General features: G+C 63.5%; 16 protein-coding genes and 2 pseudogenes. 10 read left to right on the forward strand and 8 right to left on the reverse strand.

From position 1 onward, the window contains the following. Positions 1-171: 171 nt before the first annotated feature. The 3 genes from AS156_RS15615 to AS156_RS40670 form a co-directional block, all read right to left on the reverse strand. Entirely contained in the window at positions 172-1,275 is a 1,104-nt protein-coding gene (locus AS156_RS15615; RefSeq protein ID WP_066505637.1) for a serine/threonine protein kinase, read from the reverse strand. Positions 1,276-1,280: 5 nt separating this feature from the next. Then, the gene (gene trmFO / locus AS156_RS15620; protein WP_066505639.1) at positions 1,281-2,714 is read right to left on the reverse strand and encodes a methylenetetrahydrofolate--tRNA-(uracil(54)-C(5))-methyltransferase (FADH(2)-oxidizing) TrmFO; all 1,434 of its coding nucleotides are present in this window, start codon (positions 2,712-2,714) and stop codon (positions 1,281-1,283) included. Between the two features lie 110 nt (positions 2,715-2,824). Next, entirely contained in the window at positions 2,825-2,977 is a 153-nt protein-coding gene (locus AS156_RS40670) for a DUF1127 domain-containing protein (RefSeq protein WP_082747523.1), read from the reverse strand. 858 nt (positions 2,978-3,835) lie between these two features. On the opposite strand from AS156_RS40670, the gene AS156_RS15625 reads away from it, so the two are divergent. After that, positions 3,836-4,099 (forward strand): hypothetical protein, encoded by a 264-nt coding sequence (locus tag AS156_RS15625; RefSeq protein WP_066505640.1) that lies wholly within the window; start codon positions 3,836-3,838, stop codon positions 4,097-4,099. 160 nt (positions 4,100-4,259) lie between these two features. Here the strand turns inward: AS156_RS15625 and AS156_RS15630 are convergent, their stop codons facing one another. Together AS156_RS15630 and AS156_RS15635 are read right to left on the reverse strand one after the other, a co-directional pair. Then, positions 4,260-5,099, reverse strand: coding sequence for a lytic murein transglycosylase (locus tag AS156_RS15630; protein WP_066505899.1), 840 nt, complete (start codon positions 5,097-5,099; stop codon positions 4,260-4,262). Positions 5,100-5,348: 249 nt separating this feature from the next. Continuing rightward, complete coding sequence (locus AS156_RS15635) at positions 5,349-6,260, reverse strand: DUF2189 domain-containing protein (RefSeq protein ID WP_066505641.1); 912 nt, start codon at positions 6,258-6,260, stop codon at positions 5,349-5,351. A gap of 299 nt (positions 6,261-6,559) precedes the next feature. Here AS156_RS15635 and AS156_RS15640 point away from each other — a divergent pair, with 299 nt between their 5' ends. Together AS156_RS15640 and AS156_RS15645 are read left to right on the forward strand one after the other, a co-directional pair. Then, on the forward strand, positions 6,560-6,979 hold the full coding sequence (locus AS156_RS15640) for a DUF3597 domain-containing protein (RefSeq protein WP_066505642.1): 420 nt from the start codon (positions 6,560-6,562) through the stop codon (positions 6,977-6,979). 107 nt (positions 6,980-7,086) lie between these two features. Continuing rightward, entirely contained in the window at positions 7,087-7,872 is a 786-nt protein-coding gene (locus tag AS156_RS15645) for a fumarylacetoacetate hydrolase family protein (RefSeq protein ID WP_066505643.1), read from the forward strand. A gap of 11 nt (positions 7,873-7,883) precedes the next feature. Here the strand turns inward: AS156_RS15645 and AS156_RS15650 are convergent, their stop codons facing one another. Further along, positions 7,884-8,156: a GNAT family N-acetyltransferase gene (locus AS156_RS15650; RefSeq protein ID WP_066505644.1), complete on the reverse strand. Its 273-nt coding sequence runs from the start codon at positions 8,154-8,156 to the stop codon at positions 7,884-7,886. Positions 8,157-8,382: 226 nt separating this feature from the next. Here AS156_RS15650 and AS156_RS15655 point away from each other — a divergent pair, with 226 nt between their 5' ends. The 3 genes from AS156_RS15655 to AS156_RS15665 all read left to right on the forward strand — a co-directional run bounded on the left by AS156_RS15655 (position 8,383) and on the right by AS156_RS15665 (position 11,568). After that, on the forward strand, positions 8,383-8,781 hold the full coding sequence (locus AS156_RS15655; RefSeq protein WP_066505645.1) for an SPW repeat protein: 399 nt from the start codon (positions 8,383-8,385) through the stop codon (positions 8,779-8,781). 248 nt (positions 8,782-9,029) lie between these two features. Next, complete coding sequence (locus tag AS156_RS15660) at positions 9,030-10,670, forward strand: acyl-CoA synthetase (protein WP_066505652.1); 1,641 nt, start codon at positions 9,030-9,032, stop codon at positions 10,668-10,670. 4 nt (positions 10,671-10,674) lie between these two features. Then, entirely contained in the window at positions 10,675-11,568 is an 894-nt protein-coding gene (locus AS156_RS15665; protein ID WP_066505654.1) for a PCC domain-containing protein, read from the forward strand. Positions 11,569-12,348: 780 nt separating this feature from the next. Here AS156_RS15665 and AS156_RS15670 read toward each other — a convergent pair. Continuing rightward, positions 12,349-12,672, reverse strand: a complete 324-nt coding sequence (locus tag AS156_RS15670; RefSeq protein WP_066505656.1) for a hypothetical protein — start codon at positions 12,670-12,672, stop codon at positions 12,349-12,351. Positions 12,673-12,775: 103 nt separating this feature from the next. Between AS156_RS15670 and AS156_RS15675 the strand changes: the two genes are divergently transcribed. From AS156_RS15675 to AS156_RS15685, 3 genes and pseudogenes are all read left to right on the forward strand, one after another. Next, the gene (locus AS156_RS15675; protein ID WP_066505658.1) at positions 12,776-13,555 is read left to right on the forward strand and encodes an AAA family ATPase; all 780 of its coding nucleotides are present in this window, start codon (positions 12,776-12,778) and stop codon (positions 13,553-13,555) included. After that, positions 13,555-14,347: pseudogene (locus AS156_RS15680) on the forward strand (AAA family ATPase). Before AS156_RS15675 ends, AS156_RS15680 begins: the two are co-directional and overlap by 1 nt. A 120-nt stretch (positions 14,348-14,467) precedes the next feature. Continuing rightward, the gene (locus tag AS156_RS15685) at positions 14,468-14,800 is read left to right on the forward strand and encodes a PRC-barrel domain-containing protein (protein ID WP_066505666.1); all 333 of its coding nucleotides are present in this window, start codon (positions 14,468-14,470) and stop codon (positions 14,798-14,800) included. 101 nt (positions 14,801-14,901) lie between these two features. Here the strand turns inward: AS156_RS15685 and AS156_RS15690 are convergent, their stop codons facing one another. Then, the gene (locus AS156_RS15690) at positions 14,902-15,825 is read right to left on the reverse strand and encodes a nucleoside hydrolase (protein WP_066505668.1); all 924 of its coding nucleotides are present in this window, start codon (positions 15,823-15,825) and stop codon (positions 14,902-14,904) included. A gap of 217 nt (positions 15,826-16,042) precedes the next feature. On the opposite strand from AS156_RS15690, the pseudogene AS156_RS44395 reads away from it, so the two are divergent. Continuing rightward, a pseudogene (locus AS156_RS44395) lies at positions 16,043-16,124 on the forward strand (SRPBCC family protein); the annotation flags it as partial.

A 16,124-nucleotide genomic window follows, 5' to 3' on the forward strand; every position in this document is an offset into this window, starting at 1 on the left:
CCCTTGAGCGCGCCCCGCTTGCAAGAGTGGGGCTTCGGGACGCGTTTGTCGAGGGCTGCCGGTGATTGTTCTGGAGCGTTTTCGGGCGAAGCTGACGCGGCTTCGTGTGAAGAAAATGCGTGAAACAGAAATCCTGAGCTTCGGTTCTGACTCAATCAGAGCCGAAATGCGCTAGCGGGAAAGCCGGTCCATTTCGGCCACCTCGAAATTGAAGCGGTCGCGCAGATTCTTCCGCTGTTCGAGGATGTCCCTGAGGAATTCCCTGTCAGCGTCGCTTTTCATCATCGGCTCGATCAGGTCGACCTGATTCATGGCGACGAGCTGCAGGATTTCGGTGCGCGGCTTGCCCGCTGCATCGCGCGGCAGTGCGTGCACGATCTGGATATGCTCGGGTGGCTTGATCCCCTTGGCCGCGGCGAGCTCGTTGCGCAGCGTCTTCTCCAGCGCCGACTGATCCGCCTCGACGAAGGCGTATAACCCGACGCCGACCCGACGATCGGCAAAGGCGACGATCGCGGTATCGCGCACCTCGGGATTCCTGCGGATCAGGTCGACCAGCACGGGAGCGTCGTTGACCAGCCGGCGGCCACCGCCTTCGCGGTCGGTGAAGTTGAAGATGCCGCGCGTGATCGCCTGATAGACCTTCTTGCCGGTCTTGAGCCAGATGCTGGCGACCGCGGATTTCTTGGCGAGCACCTTGCGCTCCATCGGCGTGAGGGCCTCCGGCGCGTAGCTGCGCTTGTGCTTCAGGAGATGGCGCAGATCCTCGTAGGCTGCGATCCGGAACAGCCGGCTGCGGGTCTTGAAACAGGCGGCGAGCTGGAAGTCGGTGAGGTAGGCGCGGCCGTCGCGGCCGACCAGCCAGTTCTGTTCCTTGGCAAGATCGTTGTGGCAGATCCCGGCGCGGTGCAGCTTGCGCAGCGCGGCCTTGGCCGAGCGGAAATAAGCGACATCGCCGCGCGGTTTCGCCAGGTGCAGCGCGACCCCATCGATGAAACCGCGCACCAGCGCGCGCCGGCCGGCCCAGAGCAGCTTTGGGCCGACGTCGAGATCGCGCGCCAGCGTCAAGGCGCGGCGCTCGCGCGAAAACAGATGCAGCGCGAGGCCGAACGACCAGAACGGCACCTGGTCGAGCCGGCGCAGCACGCCCTCGACCTCGCCGCCATCGGCACGGAAGCGGCCGCGCTCAACCGTGGAGAAAACGTCGCGCTTGAGCAGGACGCCCTGGCTCCATCGCGCCGACAGGGTGGCAGCGTCGTCTTTCGGCAAGCTCATGGTTCCTAGGCCGCGGCCGCAACGCGCAGATGGTCTGCGATCCAGTGATCGAGATCGGCGAGCGCCCGCGCGCTGATCGCCTGCTTCTTGGCGACGGTTTTCTCGTTGCCACGCAGCCGCGAGCCGTCGGGCTTCTTCGTCGGCGGATTGGCGAGCGGCGGAAACAGGCCGAAATTGATGTTCATCGGCTGGAACGAGCGGGGGCCGGTTTCGATCGTCTCGATATGGCCGCCGGTGATGTGGCCGAGCAGTGCGCCAAGCGCCGTGGTGGCGGGCGGCGGCGTCAGCGACAGGCCGCGCGTCTCGGCCGCGGCGCAGAGCCCTGCGATCAATCCGACGCTCGCGGATTCGACGTACCCTTCGCAGCCCGTCATCTGTCCCGCGAAGCGCAGCCGCGGTTGCGCGCGCAGGCGCAATTGCGCATCGAGCAGCTTCGGCGAGTTCAGGAAGGTATTACGATGCAAGCCGCCGAGCCGCGCGAATTCCGCCTTCTCCAGGCCTGGAATGGTGCGGAACACACGTTGCTGGGCGCCATGCTTCAGCTTGGTCTGGAAGCCGACGATGTTGTAGAGCGTGCCGAGTTTGTTGTCCTGCCGCAGCTGGACGATCGCATACGGCTTCACGGTCGGATTGTGCGGATTGGTCAGTCCGACCGGCTTCATCGGCCCATGACGCAGCGTTTCGTGACCGCGCTCGGCCATCACCTCGACGGGCAGACAGCCATCGAAATAGGGCGTGTTGGTCTCCCAATCCTTGAAGTCGACCTTCTCGCCCTCGAGCAGCGCCGTGACGAAGGCGTCATACTGCTCTTTTGCCATCGGACAGTTGATGTAGTCGGCGCCGGTGCCGCCGGGACCGACCTTGTCGTAGCGCGACTGGAACCACGCGATCGACATGTCGATCGAATCCTTGTGCACGATCGGCGCGATCGCGTCGAAGAACGCCAGCGCGCTCTCATCGGTCAGCTGCCGGATTGCGTCTGCGAGCGGTGCCGAGGTGAGGGGGCCGGTCGCGACAATCACATTAGTCCAGTCGGCGGGCGGCAGACCGGCCACTTCCTCGCGGCTGATCTCGATCAGCGGATGATCGTTCAGCGCCTTGGTGACGGCGGCGGAGAAGCCGTCGCGATCGACCGCCAGCGCGCCGCCGGCGGGCACCTGGTTGGCATCGGCCGCGCGCATGATGAGCGAGCTCAGGCGCCGCATCTCGGCGTGCAGCAGCCCGACCGCGTTGTTGGCGGCGTCGTCGGAGCGAAAGGAGTTCGAGCAGACCAGTTCGGCGCAGCCTTCGGTCCGGTGAGCCTCGGTCATCCGGAGCGGGCGCATCTCGTGCAGAACGACGCGGACGCCGGAATTGGCGACCTGCCAGGCGGCTTCCGAGCCGGCGAGCCCCGCGCCCACGATGTGCACGGGTTGGGAAGAAGAGTGATGCAGTGTCATCGCGCAGCGTTAGCGCGTTTTGATCCCGTGTGCATCTGAAACCGAGCCAAAAACGATAACGCCCGCTGCAGGAGCGGGCGTTATCCGTTCATCAAATAGTTGACGAGCGATCAGCTGTTGTAGGTGCCGGCGGCAACGCGCGGAATGTCCGAGCGATCAAGACCGATATCAGCCAGTTCGCGATCGCTGAGTTGGGACAGTTCGCTGACATTGCGCTGATAATCCCGGAAAGCCTGGATCATGCGGATGAGCGAGAGCAGCATTTGTAGTCTCCTAGTAGTTCAGATTCAGCTTTTCAAAGCCTCATCGTTGAAATGAATATAGATGAGATTTTGCAGTGCAGTAGTTCCGATGTTGCGATGCAGCTAAGCTCAAAATGCATAGCGGAGGTAAGTTTCAATTAACCGTTCCGGGCCTGCGGCGTGCAGCGGCTCGTGGGAGTTCCGCCCGATATGGAATTTCGAATGGAATGTATTATAGTTCAATAGGTTGACGTATTCCCGGTAAACCTACCACAACATCGAAAGGTGGTAATTAAAGACCATAAAATCAATGCCGAGAGCGGCTGCGACCGTGGGCATCTCCAACTGGGTTCCATGCGTGATTCGCATAAGAAGCTTATGTCATTATATGAATGTATATTCATTTTCTGGCACCCAGAGCCCGAATGACGAGGCGGCAACCGGATGCACTAACCGTTGCCGGGCTTCTGCTTCGGTTGTCGCCGTCCTGCTGTTGACGGCGGTCGGAGGGGCACTGTGAGCATTCGCCGGTTCGCCGAGGAGCGGTACACCAGCCAGCAGCGATTGCCGTGAGCGGCAAGCGTTGTGGAGCGTGGAGCCGAGGTGACTGATCGCCTTGGTCGCGTTGCCGGGTATCGCAAACTGCGGACCCATCCCGCTGCTTGATCGAGGCGACGTCACAGAAAAGGTAGTCGCGACGCGATTTCTTTCCGGCTTGTAATGAAATTGTTATTCAACGCATGCGCGAGTTGCACGCAGCGTCGATCACATTCATATCGCGCGAAGTTCATTCTGAACGCTGCCGGGAACAGCGAATAATCGTTCCGCAGATTCAGCAATCACGCTGGTATCTGTCTACGAACAAGATGGATAATTCCCATGATCAAAACATTGATCGGCGCAGCCGCAATGGCTGTCGTTGCTTACGCTGTCGTTCCTGCTCATGCCGCCAGAATGGACGTCGGTTGCAGCGGCCCGAACCTGACCAAGACTGAATCCGCAGTCGAAGCTATGGCCGATAACGAGGTCAAGTTTATGGCGGAGAAGGAAATCTCGCTGGCCCAGGACGCGATGCTGAACGGCAAGATGGGCGCTTGCGGCGCGCACCTCGCGAAGGCTGCGCACGCCAGCATGGCGAAGTAAGCGTTTGTTGATTGTGATAAGGGCCGGTTGCCTGGGGCAGCCGGCCCTTTGATATGTCTGAGACCGTTTCGGGCGAAGTGGACGCGGGTTCGCGTGAAGAAAACGCGTCAAAACAAGACGCCGGAATTTCGGTTCTGATTCGATCAGAACTGAAGTTGCTTTAGGGAGCGTGGGCGAGCTGGGTGGCGAAATAACCGATGGTCTTGGCGTAGACCTCGCTCTTGTTCCACTGCTGGATCACCGCAAAGTTCTCGCTGCCGGGCTCCCAGTCCTTGCCCTTCTTCCAGCCATAGCTCTTCAGGAAGTTTGCCGTCGACGCCAGGACGTCAGGCACGTTGTGCAGCAGGTCGCGCTTGCCGTTGCCGTCGAAGTCCACCGCGAACTTGATGTAGGACGAGGGCATAAACTGGGTCTGGCCGATCTCGCCGGCCCAGGCGCCACGCATCTCCTGCGGCTGAAGGTCGCCGCGCTCGATGATGCGCAACGCATCCATCATCTCGGCTTTGAACATGTCGGAGCGGCGGCAGTCATAGGCGAGGGTCGCCAGCGACCGCATGGTCGGAAACTTGCCGGTGTTGACGCCGAAATCGGTCTCCAGCCCCCAGATCGCGACCAGGATCTCACCCGGCACGCCGTAGGCCTCCTCGATCCGCGACAGCACCGAGCCGTATTGCTTCATCATGTTGGAGCCGCGGGTCATCCGCGGCGGCACCATGCGGCCCGAGAACTGCTCGAAGGTCTGGCTGAATACCTGCTGCGAGTGGTCGCGCGCCAGGATGGCCTTGTCGAGGGTGACGCCGTTCAGCCCGGCCTGGATCGCGTTTTGCGAAATGCCCTTGGCGGCGGCTTCCTTCTTGAAATCGTCAAGCCAGGCATCGAACGAGCCAGTGCCGCAGGGGGCGGCGAGCGCCGACGCTGTCGATGTCAAAAGCCACGCGCCAATGGCAAGCGTGCGAAGAGAGCCAATGGCAAGCGTGCGAAGAGAAATGCGAGAGGTCATATGGCCGTACACTCCGGAGGCGACGATCTCATCGACATCGGTCGCGCAACCCGGCGCGTATGTTCTCGGCAACAGCGGCCAAAACAAGGCTGGTGATCAACCCGTCGACGTCGGATTGTGCTGCAACTACTGCATCAGCATCAAGTCCTGTTGATGACCGGATCGCGCTGTGTGCACGGCAAACCGCCGGCCGAACTTGGGCCGGCGGTTGGTCGTGCATTCGGGATCGTGCACGATCGTGGTTAACACTCAGCCGCGATCGCCCCGCCGCCACGGGAACAGGTTGGCGGGAAAATCGGCGGCAGGCTTGCGCGCGCGCGGCTCGGGAATGACCGGGTGCGCGTTCGGATCCTTGACGATGACCTCCCGATAGAGATGCCAGGTGGCGTGGCCCAGGAGCGGGATCACGATCGCGAGGCCGAGGAAGAACGGGATCGTCCCCAGCACCAACAACGCCGCGACGATGAGGCCCCAGGCCGCCATCGGCACCGGGTTCTTTGCGACCGCGCGCATCGACGTCACCATCGCTTCGCCAGCGGTCGCCTGACGGTCGAGCATCATCGGGAATGCGATCACGCTGATGCAGAGCGCGACGAGCGCGAACAGGAAGCCAACGCCGCAGCCCACCACGATCAGCCACCAGCCTTGCGGTGTGGTCAGGACGCGCCCCGCGAAATCGGGAACGTCAGCGGCGATCGCGTAGCCGAAGGCGGCCGTGTAGATCGCCTGCGCGGTCGCGATCCAGGTCACGAACAGCGCGAACAGCAGCGTGCCGACTCCGAGCATCGCACCGAACGACGGCGAGCGGAACACCTGCAGGGCGTTCCATGCGGAAGCCTCTTCGCCGTTCTCGCGGCGGCGGCTCATCTCGTAGAGGCCGATTGCGGCAAACGGGCCGAGCAGGGCAAAGCCCGCGGCCAACGGAAACAGCAGGGGCAGCACGGCATAGCCGTGCACCGTGCGCGCGAGCACGAGGCCGAGCACGGGATAGATCAGGCACAGGATGATGGCGTGGCTTGGCACCGCCTTGAAGTCTTCCCAGCCGAGACGCAGCGCTTGATGCAAATCGGACAGGCCGATGGTGCGGATAACCGGCGCAGATGCGGTGCCTTTTCCGCCCTGCGTCATCGATCTGACATTGCCTTGGTATGGAGTGGCCATGGTCGTTGTCTCCCTCTGGACGACCGCATTCTGCACCCGACGCACGGGCACAGACGAGCCGTCTCTCGAAGCGATCACGAGCGGGCCAGACGCGAAAGACAGAGCAGGGAACTGGCCATGTCGCGAACTGTGTTACTAACGTACTCCCAAATCTGATCGAAAGCACGCACTCACTCACGCTTAAGTGAATGTCGCATTGGCAAGCTATTGAGGGGGCGGTACACTTGATGTGCGACCGCGGCAGGACGTCCCAGCGCCGTCCGGCCTTCACACCATCTCAAGTCCTGTGGGAGCGAACGATGAGCATTTTCGGAAAAATCATGAGCGCGATCTTCGGCGGCAGCGCGAACGCCACGCCTCCTGGCGGAGCGGCCACAAGCACGGCTCCCGCGGGTGGATCGTCCTCCGCCAGCGCATCGTCCTCTGCTCCGGCTGCCGCGCCTGGTGCGGCGCCCGCGCAGACGGTTGACGTGGCGCCCATCCTCGACGCTGCGGTCGCCGCGAAGAAGGAGAAGCTCGAGTGGCGGACTTCGATCGTCGACCTGATGAAGGCGCTCGACATCGATTCCAGCCTCGGCGCGCGCAAGGAGCTCGCCAAGGAGCTTGGCTACACCGGCGACACCAACGACTCCGCCAGCATGAACATCTGGCTGCACAAGCAGGTGATGGCGAAGCTCGCCGCCAATGGCGGCAAGCTGCCGCCGGACATCAAACACTGACGGCATGGCCGCAGACACCACCAGGGCAGGGCCCGCGCCAGCGCGGGCCCTTTTTTATGGATCGGCGAGCATCTATAGATCGGCAAATAACAACAAGGAGAACGCCCATGACTGATCTCGATCGCCGGACGATGTTGACGACCGGCGCCCTGGCGCTGGCCGGCGCTGCTGCGCACGCTGCGCCGGCACAGCCCGCGCCGAAGCCGATATTTCCCGTGCCGGTCACGACGATCCCGATCGTCGGCGAGAGCGAGGTATTCCAGGTTCGCCGCATCTATTGCATCGGCCGCAACTATGCGGCGCACGCGATCGAGCGCGGCTCCGATCCGACCCGCGAGCCGCCGTTCTTCTTCCAGAAGCCGACCGACGCGATCCAGAACGTCGCGATCGGCACGGTCGCCGATCATCCTTATCCGTCGTTGACCAAGAACTATCATCACGAGGTCGAGCTGGTCGCGGCGCTGAAGTCCGGCGGCGCCAACATCGCACCCGAGAACGCGCTCGATCACGTCTACGGCTATGCGCTTGGTCTCGATATGACGCGACGCGATCTGCAGAACGGCATGGCCGCCGAGAAGAAGCCGTGGGAGATCGGCAAGAGCTTTGACCACGCCGCGGTGCTCGGGCCGATCCATCCGGCTGATAAGACCGGCCACTTCACCAAGGGCGCGATCTCGCTCGCGGTCAACGGTACGGTGCGGCAGAGCTCGGATCTGAAGAACATGATCTGGAGCGTTGCCGAGCAGATCGCGAAGCTCTCCGAGGCGTTCGAGCTCAAGGCCGGCGACATCATCTATTCCGGCACGCCGGAGAATGTCGGTCCTGTGGTGAAGGGCGACGTGCTGCTGTGCAAGCTCGACGGCCTGCCTGACATGTCGATCCGGATCGTCTGAGGGGAGGCGTGTCAGCCCGCAATGTCCGCGTATTCCGGGTGCTTGTGCAGGTAGTCCACCACGAAGCTGCAGCCGGCGATCACCTTGTTGCCGTCGGCGCGGATCAGGTCCAGGGCTCCCTCGACCAGGTCCGATGCGATGCCGCGGCCGCGAAGGGCACGCGGTGTCTCGGTATGGGTGATGATCACGGCCGACGGTGTCAGCCGATAATTCGCAAAGGCCATGCCGCCCTCGGTGTCGAGCTCGAAACGCTGTTGGGCTTTGTTGTCGCGGACGGCAGCCATCGCAATATCCTGGTTGATTCACTGTGCCTGATCTAAGCGCGCGAACTCGTCCGCGCCAAGGCGCGACCGGAATGCCTCTGCCGCAGCGCACACATAGGGCCTTGCGGGTGAATGCGGTTCGATTACGCTTGGCATCAGACATACGCCGCCGCTGCGGCCGGTTGATGGTTTGGCAATCAGGGTTGCCGGCCGCCGACGTATGCCTCTGTTCGGGAGGAGAACCGTCATGTCGGACAATCGTTTCTTCAAGACACACCGGGCCTGGGAGGACTGGTTCGGCATGCTGCTCGGCGTGCTGATCATGGTCTCGCCGTGGTTTCCGATCCAGGTCACCGACACCGGCGATCTCGAACGCACCCACCTCGTCCTCAACAGTTTCGTGGTCGGCATGCTGGTGCTGGGTCTCGCCCAGCTCGAATATGTCGCGCTGCATCGCTGGGAGGAGGTGGCGACCGTCCTGCTCGGCCTCTGGCTGATCGCCTCGCCCTATGTGCTCGGCTACGCGATGGATCAGGGGCTGCAACTCTGGCACATCGTCCTCGGCGCGCTCGTCGCCATCGTGGGCGCGCTGCAACTCTGGCAGGACTGGAACCTGAGCGAGCAGGAGCTGGCCAAGCATTCGTAGCGCCGGTCCTGGCGTCGGCGATTTGCAATCATCAGCGGTCGCCGGCGTGCGGTCAGGCAGCACTGCGCCTCTCTGGCGCCGTCGAGCAAGGGCCGCATCGTGCGGGCCTTGCCGAAGCCCGTGGCTTGGCGATAAACCGGGTCCCAGATCCCCCTTGCGGCGCTTGAAGACGCCCGGTTCTGACCGAGGAAACAGCTGATGATTGTCCTAACCATGCCCAGTGTGTTGCGCGTATCGGCGGGGCAGCGATGAGCGGGACGGCTGTGACCGCGCCGCGCGGCGGTATCGCGCGGGTGTCGCGCCGGGTGATGAACCTCGCCTACATCCTGACCCAGAACGCCCGCCGCCACGGCGATCGCCCCGGCTTCATCTGGAATGAGAAGTCGTGGTCCTGGCGCCATATCGACCAGAACGTCTCGGCGCTGGCGGCGGCGCTTGCTGCGCGCGGCATCGTCAAGGGCGACCGCATCCTGGTGCATTCCAAGAACTGCGACGAGATGTTCTGGTCGATGTTCGCGGCCTTCAGGCTCGGCGCGGTCTGGGTGCCGACCAATTTCCGCCTGATGCCGGATGAGGTCGCCTATCTCGCGGCGGCCTCCGGCGCCAAGGCATTCCTCTGTCACGCCGACTTCCCCGAGCACGCCAAGGCGGCGGCCCATCCCGCGCTCGAATTCACCTGGCGGATCGGCGAAGAGGGCACGTTCGGCGAAGCCACCGTCGGCGACGTCATCGCCAAGCACGCCGGCGCGGAGGTCGAGAACATCGCGGTCGAGTACGACGATCCCTGCTGGTTTTTCTTTACCTCCGGCACCACCGGCCGCTCCAAGGCCGCGGTGCTGACCCATGGCCAGATGGCCTTCGTGATCACAAATCATCTCGCCGACCTGATGCCCGGCACCACCGAGCAGGACGCCTCGCTGGTGGTGGCGCCGCTGTCGCATGGCGCCGGCGTGCATCAACTGGTGCAGACCGCGCGCGGCGTGCCGACCATCCTGCTGCCGTCGGAGAAGTTCGACATCGCCGAAGCGTTCCGGCTGATTGCGAAGCACCGCGTCAGCAACATGTTCACGGTGCCGACCATCCTGAAGATGATGGTCGAGCATTCCGCTGCCGACCAGCACAACCATTCCTCGCTGCGCTACATCATCTATGCCGGCGCGCCGATGTATCGCGAGGACCAGAAGGCTGCCCTGAACAAGCTCGGCGGCGTGCTGGTGCAGTATTTCGGCCTCGGTGAGGTCACTGGCAACATCACCGTGCTGCCGCCGGGTCTGCACGATCCCGAGGACGGGCCGCATGCGCGGATCGGCACCTGCGGCTTCGAACGCACCGGCATGCAGGTCTCGATCCAGGGCGATGACGGGCGCGAGCTGAAGCCGCACGAGACCGGCGAGATCTGCGTGATCGGCCCTGGCGTGTTCGCCGGTTACTACGACAACCCCGAGGCCAATGCGAAGGCGTTTCGCGACGGCTGGTTTCGGACTGGCGATCTCGGCCATATCGACGAGGAGGGCTTCGTCTACATCACCGGCCGAGCTTCCGACATGTACATTTCCGGCGGCTCCAACATCTATCCGCGCGAGATCGAGGAGAAGCTGTTGACCCATCCCGCGGTCGGCGAGGTCGCCGTGCTTGGCGTGCCCGATCCCTTCTGGGGCGAGGTCGGCGTCGCCGTCTGCGTTGCGCGCGAGGGCACCAAGGCGGTCGCCGAAGCGGAGCTTGCGGCGTACCTCGCGCCGAAGGTGCCGCGTTACAAGATGCCGAAGCGCTTCTTCTTCTGGGAGGCGCTGCCGAAGTCCGGCTACGGCAAGGTGCCGAAGCGGCTGATCCGCGACGAGCTCGAGGCGCGCGGGCTGCTCGAGGTGATCGCCAAATCGCCGGGCGGCTAGCGCGATGCGCAGCATCGCCCAGCCCGGCGCTCCGCTTCCCGAGCGCATCCAGTCGGTCGCCGCGCGCGGCCGCGCCTTCTCATTCGCGCTTCCAGCCGGCATTCCCTTGCTTGAGGCCGTGCGCCGCGGCTTTGCGGCGGAAGGGTTTTCGAGCGGCGTGCTCAACGCGAGGAGCGGTGCGCTCGGACCGTTTGCCTATGTGATGCCTGCGCTGTCCAAGGACGGCGCCAACGCGGCGTTCTACAGCGACACCTTCCGTCCCGACGGCGTGACGCGGCTCAAGCTCGCCGCGCTGACCTTCGGCGAGCGTGATGGCGCGCCGTTCTTCCACTGCCACGGTCTGTGGACGGAGGCGGACGGCCGCTTCAACGGCGGGCACATGCTGCCGGACGAGACCGTCGTCGCCGAGTCCTTTGAGGTTGACGCCTTCGGCATCGACGGCGCGACGTTCCTCGCCGAACCCGACAGCGAGACCAACTTCAAGCTGTTCGGTCCGGTCGCAACTCCGCGCACAGGCGCCAAGACCTTCAGCCATGACAAGACCTCCAGCCATGCCTTCGCGCTGCGGCTGCGGCCGAACCAGGATTTTGCCTGCGCATTGGAAGGCTTCTGCCGCCAGCACGGCATCCTGCGCGCCCGCCTGCACGGCGGCGTCGGCTCGACCATCGGCGCTGTCTTCACCGACGGCCAAAGCGTGGTGCCGTTCGCAACCGAGCTTGCGGTGACGGCGGGCGAGATCGCACCTGATGCCGATGGCCGGCTGCATGCCGAGCTCGACGTCGCGCTGGTCGACTATCTCGGCGGCATCGCCGAAGGCCGGCTGGTGCGCGGCGGCAATCCGGTGCTGATGACGATGGAGCTTGTGCTGGAGGTGTTGCAGGAGGCGGAGCAGCCGTAGGGTGGGGCCACGCAACTCTCTCCGTCGTCCCTGCGAAAGCAGGGACCCATACTCCGCGGCGATCGTTGTGAAGGGGACTCGTCGCTCCTGCATCGATCACCAATGACCATATGTGGTTATGGGTCCCGTTGAATACCGCACAGTGCCATCACCCGCGCATGCGCATACGGATGATCCAGTATTCCAGAGACGGGTGTGAATGAACCGAGAAGCCGCGGCGTACTGGATCGCCCGGTCGAGGCCGGGCGATGACAGATGGGATGAGGATACAGCTTCGCATTCTCGCGACATGATTTGTCCGAGCTTTGCTTCTCGTTCCGCCCTCTCATCAAGCAGAGGGCGCAGGGAAAGCCGGGTGCCGATCGCACCCATGGGCCCTGTGCAATGAAAAAAGCACAGGGGGTAGGACCACAGGTGTAACCGGAGCAATCCGGCTTTCCCTGCGCGATGGTTTACGGCTTATACGGGCTCTCCCCGGCGAGACTGGGCTCTTTTGTCACCGCTCGTTCAAGACGCAAGTGCGTCTTGAACGAGGACACCTGCCACTAGGGCGTCAGGCCTGCACGATTTCGCCGTCCGCCTCATGCACACTCGTCAGTTGCGCAATCGGCGTCCACCGCATCTCACCGCAACACTCGTGACGATCGCGAAGCGCCCCTCAATCGGGTGAGACGGGAGATTCATACATCAAACCGTAATTCTGATAAGCAGAAATATTTTCGCGCAGAGGGCTTGCGCCGTCGGGCAACTCAGTGCCAAGGGCGCACCATCAGGACCGCATCATCGCCGCTTGCGCACATGGACATTGATATCGAGATCGATCGCGCTGACGCAGGTCTGTTCGGTGCGGTGCGAGCCGCCTTCGTGCCAGCGGCCTTTGCGCAAGCTGATGCCGCTGACATGGGCGAGCCGCATGCAGCGCCATTGCGGTAGTCTGCCCGAGCTCTCGCCGGCGAATTGCCAGGCCAGCACGACCTCTTCGCCGCTCTTGTTGTGGCCGATGATATGCGGGCAGAGTTGACGCGGCCGACTGTCATAGACGCAGACCACCTGCTGCTCGGTGAGAACAGCCTTGCGGAAGAGGGTGTAGGCGGTGCTCGGCATGGCATTTGGCCTGTGACACAATGTTCTTGATATGTTCTTGACGTAATGCAACCGCTCTGCGATTGTATCGCGCAAGATCGCGGCAAGTTTCAGGGCAGGGCAAGTGGCAAGGCGAAACCGCACGATCAATATGCCTGCGCCCTATCTCCGGCGCGTCTGGCTCGATCCCGCACGCGTCGCGAACCGCAACGTCTACCCCTTCGCGCTGCCGCTGCTGCACGACGATTTCGAGCTGCGTTTCGACAAGGCGATCACCATCATCGTCGGCGAGAACGGCACCGGCAAGTCGACGCTGCTGGAGGGCATCGCGGCGCTGGCCGGCTATGACGACGCCGGCGGCGGCAAGGGTTACATGCCGGTCGATCATTCACGCGCGCTGGAGAAGACGGGCGGATCGCTTTCATCGGCGCTGCGCGCGAGCTGGCTGCCCAAGATCACCAATGGCTGGTTTTTCCGCGCCGAGAGCTTCTTCTCGGTGGCGCGATATCTGGATGAGGCGGCGCTCGATGATCCCTTCGGCGGGCTGCCACCGGACTTTCTGTCTCACTCCCACGGTGAAGGCTTCCTGCGCTTCTTCAACGAGCGTTGCCAGCGGCAGGGCATCTTCATCTTCGACGAGCCGGAATCGGCGCTGTCACCGTCGCGCCAGATCGAATTCCTGAAGCTGCTGCACCGGATGAACGAGATCGGCCACTGTCAGGTGATCATGGCGACCCATGCGCCCATGCTGATGGCCTATCCCGACGCAACGCTGCTGCGGTTGACGAGAGGCGAGCTCGAGCCTGTCGGCTTGAAGAACACCGACCATTACAGGCTGATGCGCCAGTTCTGCGACGATCCCGAAGGCTTCGTGGCAGAGGCGCTGACGGAGGCGACGGCATAATGGCGCGCAGGCGGCACCGCCCGATCAATCTTCCCGCCCCGTATCTCAAGCGCGTCTGGCTTGATCCATCGCTCATCCCCGATCGCGAGGCCTATACGTTCGGCCTGCCGATCTTCAAGCACGAGTTCGAGCTCAGCTTCGAGAACGCCATCACCATCATCGTCGGCGAAAACGGAGCCGGCAAATCCACGATCCTGGAGGGCGCCGCGGTCGCCGGCTTTGACAGTGGCGGTGGCGGGAAGGGACACCGGTCCGTCGATGAGGGCATCGAGGAGGCGGGCGCGGATCTGGCGATCGCGCTGCGCGCGGGCTGGGTCCCGAAAGTCACCTACGGCTGGTTCTTTCGCGCCGAGACGTTCTTCTCGGTCGCTCGATACCTCGATCGTTCGGCCGTGGCGGCGCAACAATATCTCGCTGCGGCGGCCGACGCGGCGCCCGCAGTTTGCGCCGGACTACCTGTCGTTTTCCCACGGCGAAGGCTTCATCCAGTTTTTCGAGGAGCGCTGCCAGGAGCAGGGCATCTACATCTTCGACGAGCCGGAATCGGCCTTGTCGCCGGCGCGCCAGATCGAGTTCCTGAAGCTGCTGCGGCGCATGGATCAATCGGGCCGTTGCCAGGTCATTATGGCAACCCACGCGCCCGTACTGATGGCCTATCCCAACGCGACGCTGCTGCGGCTGTCGAAATACGGGCTCGAGCCCGTCGATGTCGAGCAGACCGATCACTACCGGGTCATGCGCGAGTTCTGCGCCGACCCACGGGGATTTGTCGAGGCGGCGATCGAGGACTGAGGGCAGGGCGTAAGCCGCCGGGGTCATTGGCAGAAGCGACGGACGTACTTTGCCGACCTGCTCCACTGCAGTCATTTCGTGCTAGATTACGGCCAAACCATCGGAAACAGGGAGGATGCCATGCATCATACCTTGGTGCCCAGTGACCGCGTCGAGCACGTCCACGTCTATGGGCGCGACGGCGCAAAACTCGGATCGATCGAGCGGCTGATGCTCGAAAAGCTGAGCGGAACGGTGGCCTACGCCGTGATCAAGACCGGCGGGGTGCTCAGTACCCACCACCATTATCCCGTGAAGTGGAGCGCGCTTCGATACGATCCGGTGCGTCAGGCCTATGAAGCCGAGGCGACTCTGGCAGAGTTGCAGACGGGCCCGTGCGAGATCGACGGCGACGAATTCGACTGGGGCGATCGCTCGCAGTCGTATACGCACCCGAACTACTGGGCGGTGTAGAAAAGCGAAGTGAAGGGTGGGCCGGCTGGCGGCGTCCGCCTCGGCTCATCGAGCGTACGGCGCAAGCCGTAGCTCGCCGTGTCCGTCGCGGGGCAATCACCCTACGCCTGCGTCTCGGCAAACGCCTTCAGCTTCAGGAAGAAGTCCTTCAGGATCGCGTTCCGGTCGATGAAGGTGACGTACCGGATCGGATGCCGCCGGCGATCGATGCTCCACGTCATCTGGTCGGTCAGGACGGGAGCGGGAATGATCACGCTCGGCGCCCAACTGGTATTGAGCAGCCAGCCAACCGGCGCCATGTCCCAGATCTCCTTGGCCCAGCCCAGATGATCGGACGAATACTCCTTGAAGCGTTGCGCCAGAAACGCGCCGATGCTGCCGTGCGGTTCGACGTAGCGCTCGATCTCCGGCACGGTCGAGTGCAGGCGCGATGTGACGCCGAGGCACGGCACCAGCACCAGCGGCACTCCGCTGTCGAGCAGCACCTGCGCGCCGCCGACATCCTGCCTCATGTTGAACTCGGCCGTATCGGGCCATTCCAGCGCATGCCCGCCGAGCCACACCACGACGACGCGATCGATGATGTCGGGCGCCTTGAGCAGCGCCGAGGCGACGTTGCTGATGGCGGCGATGGCAATGATGTAGAGCGGATTGTCCGGTGATCCGGCCCGCGCGCGGGCGATCAAATCATCGACCGCGGCCGCCTCACGGGCCTGCTTGTCAGGGCCGACATAGTCGGCGACGCCGCGATGCACCAGCCCGTCGGGCGAGACGTTCAGCCGCTCGAGCAGGCGCAGGATCTCCTGGTAGCTCAGCTCCATGCCGTGGCCGGGGCTCTCCGCGCGCTTGTTGAAGAACGGCGCGGCATAGATCGCCTCGACGTCGAGGCGATCGCGCGACAGCAGCATCTGGACGATTGCGAACTGATCGTCGATCTCATTGTAGGTGTCGGTATCAAGCACGACGCGCACACGGCCGGCAGGCGGCGCGAGGAGTTTCAGGCGGGCGGCTTCTGTGATGGCCATCGTGTGCACCTCGCGTAGCGTCGAGCTATCAAGATTAGACCTTCAACGGGAGCTGGAATAGCCGATGCTGTGGAGCGGGAGGCTTGCCTCCCGGGGAAGACGGCTGCCGCGACTTCGCTCTCGTGCAAGAAACCGGTCTCCCATCTGGTCTAAATGCCGAGCCATAAGCTTCGGCACGCGCAATGCCGCGCAAGCCGATCCAATGGAGGAGACGGGGATGAAGGGAACGATCGCGAGGGCCTGCGTCGTGGTGGCGGCGTTGGCTGTGTTGGGAACTGCCTGGGCCCACGGGCCGACCC

Origin of the sequence: Bradyrhizobium macuxiense (assembly GCF_001542415.1) — a bacterium.
Taxonomy (GTDB): domain Bacteria; phylum Pseudomonadota; class Alphaproteobacteria; order Rhizobiales; family Xanthobacteraceae; genus Bradyrhizobium; species Bradyrhizobium macuxiense.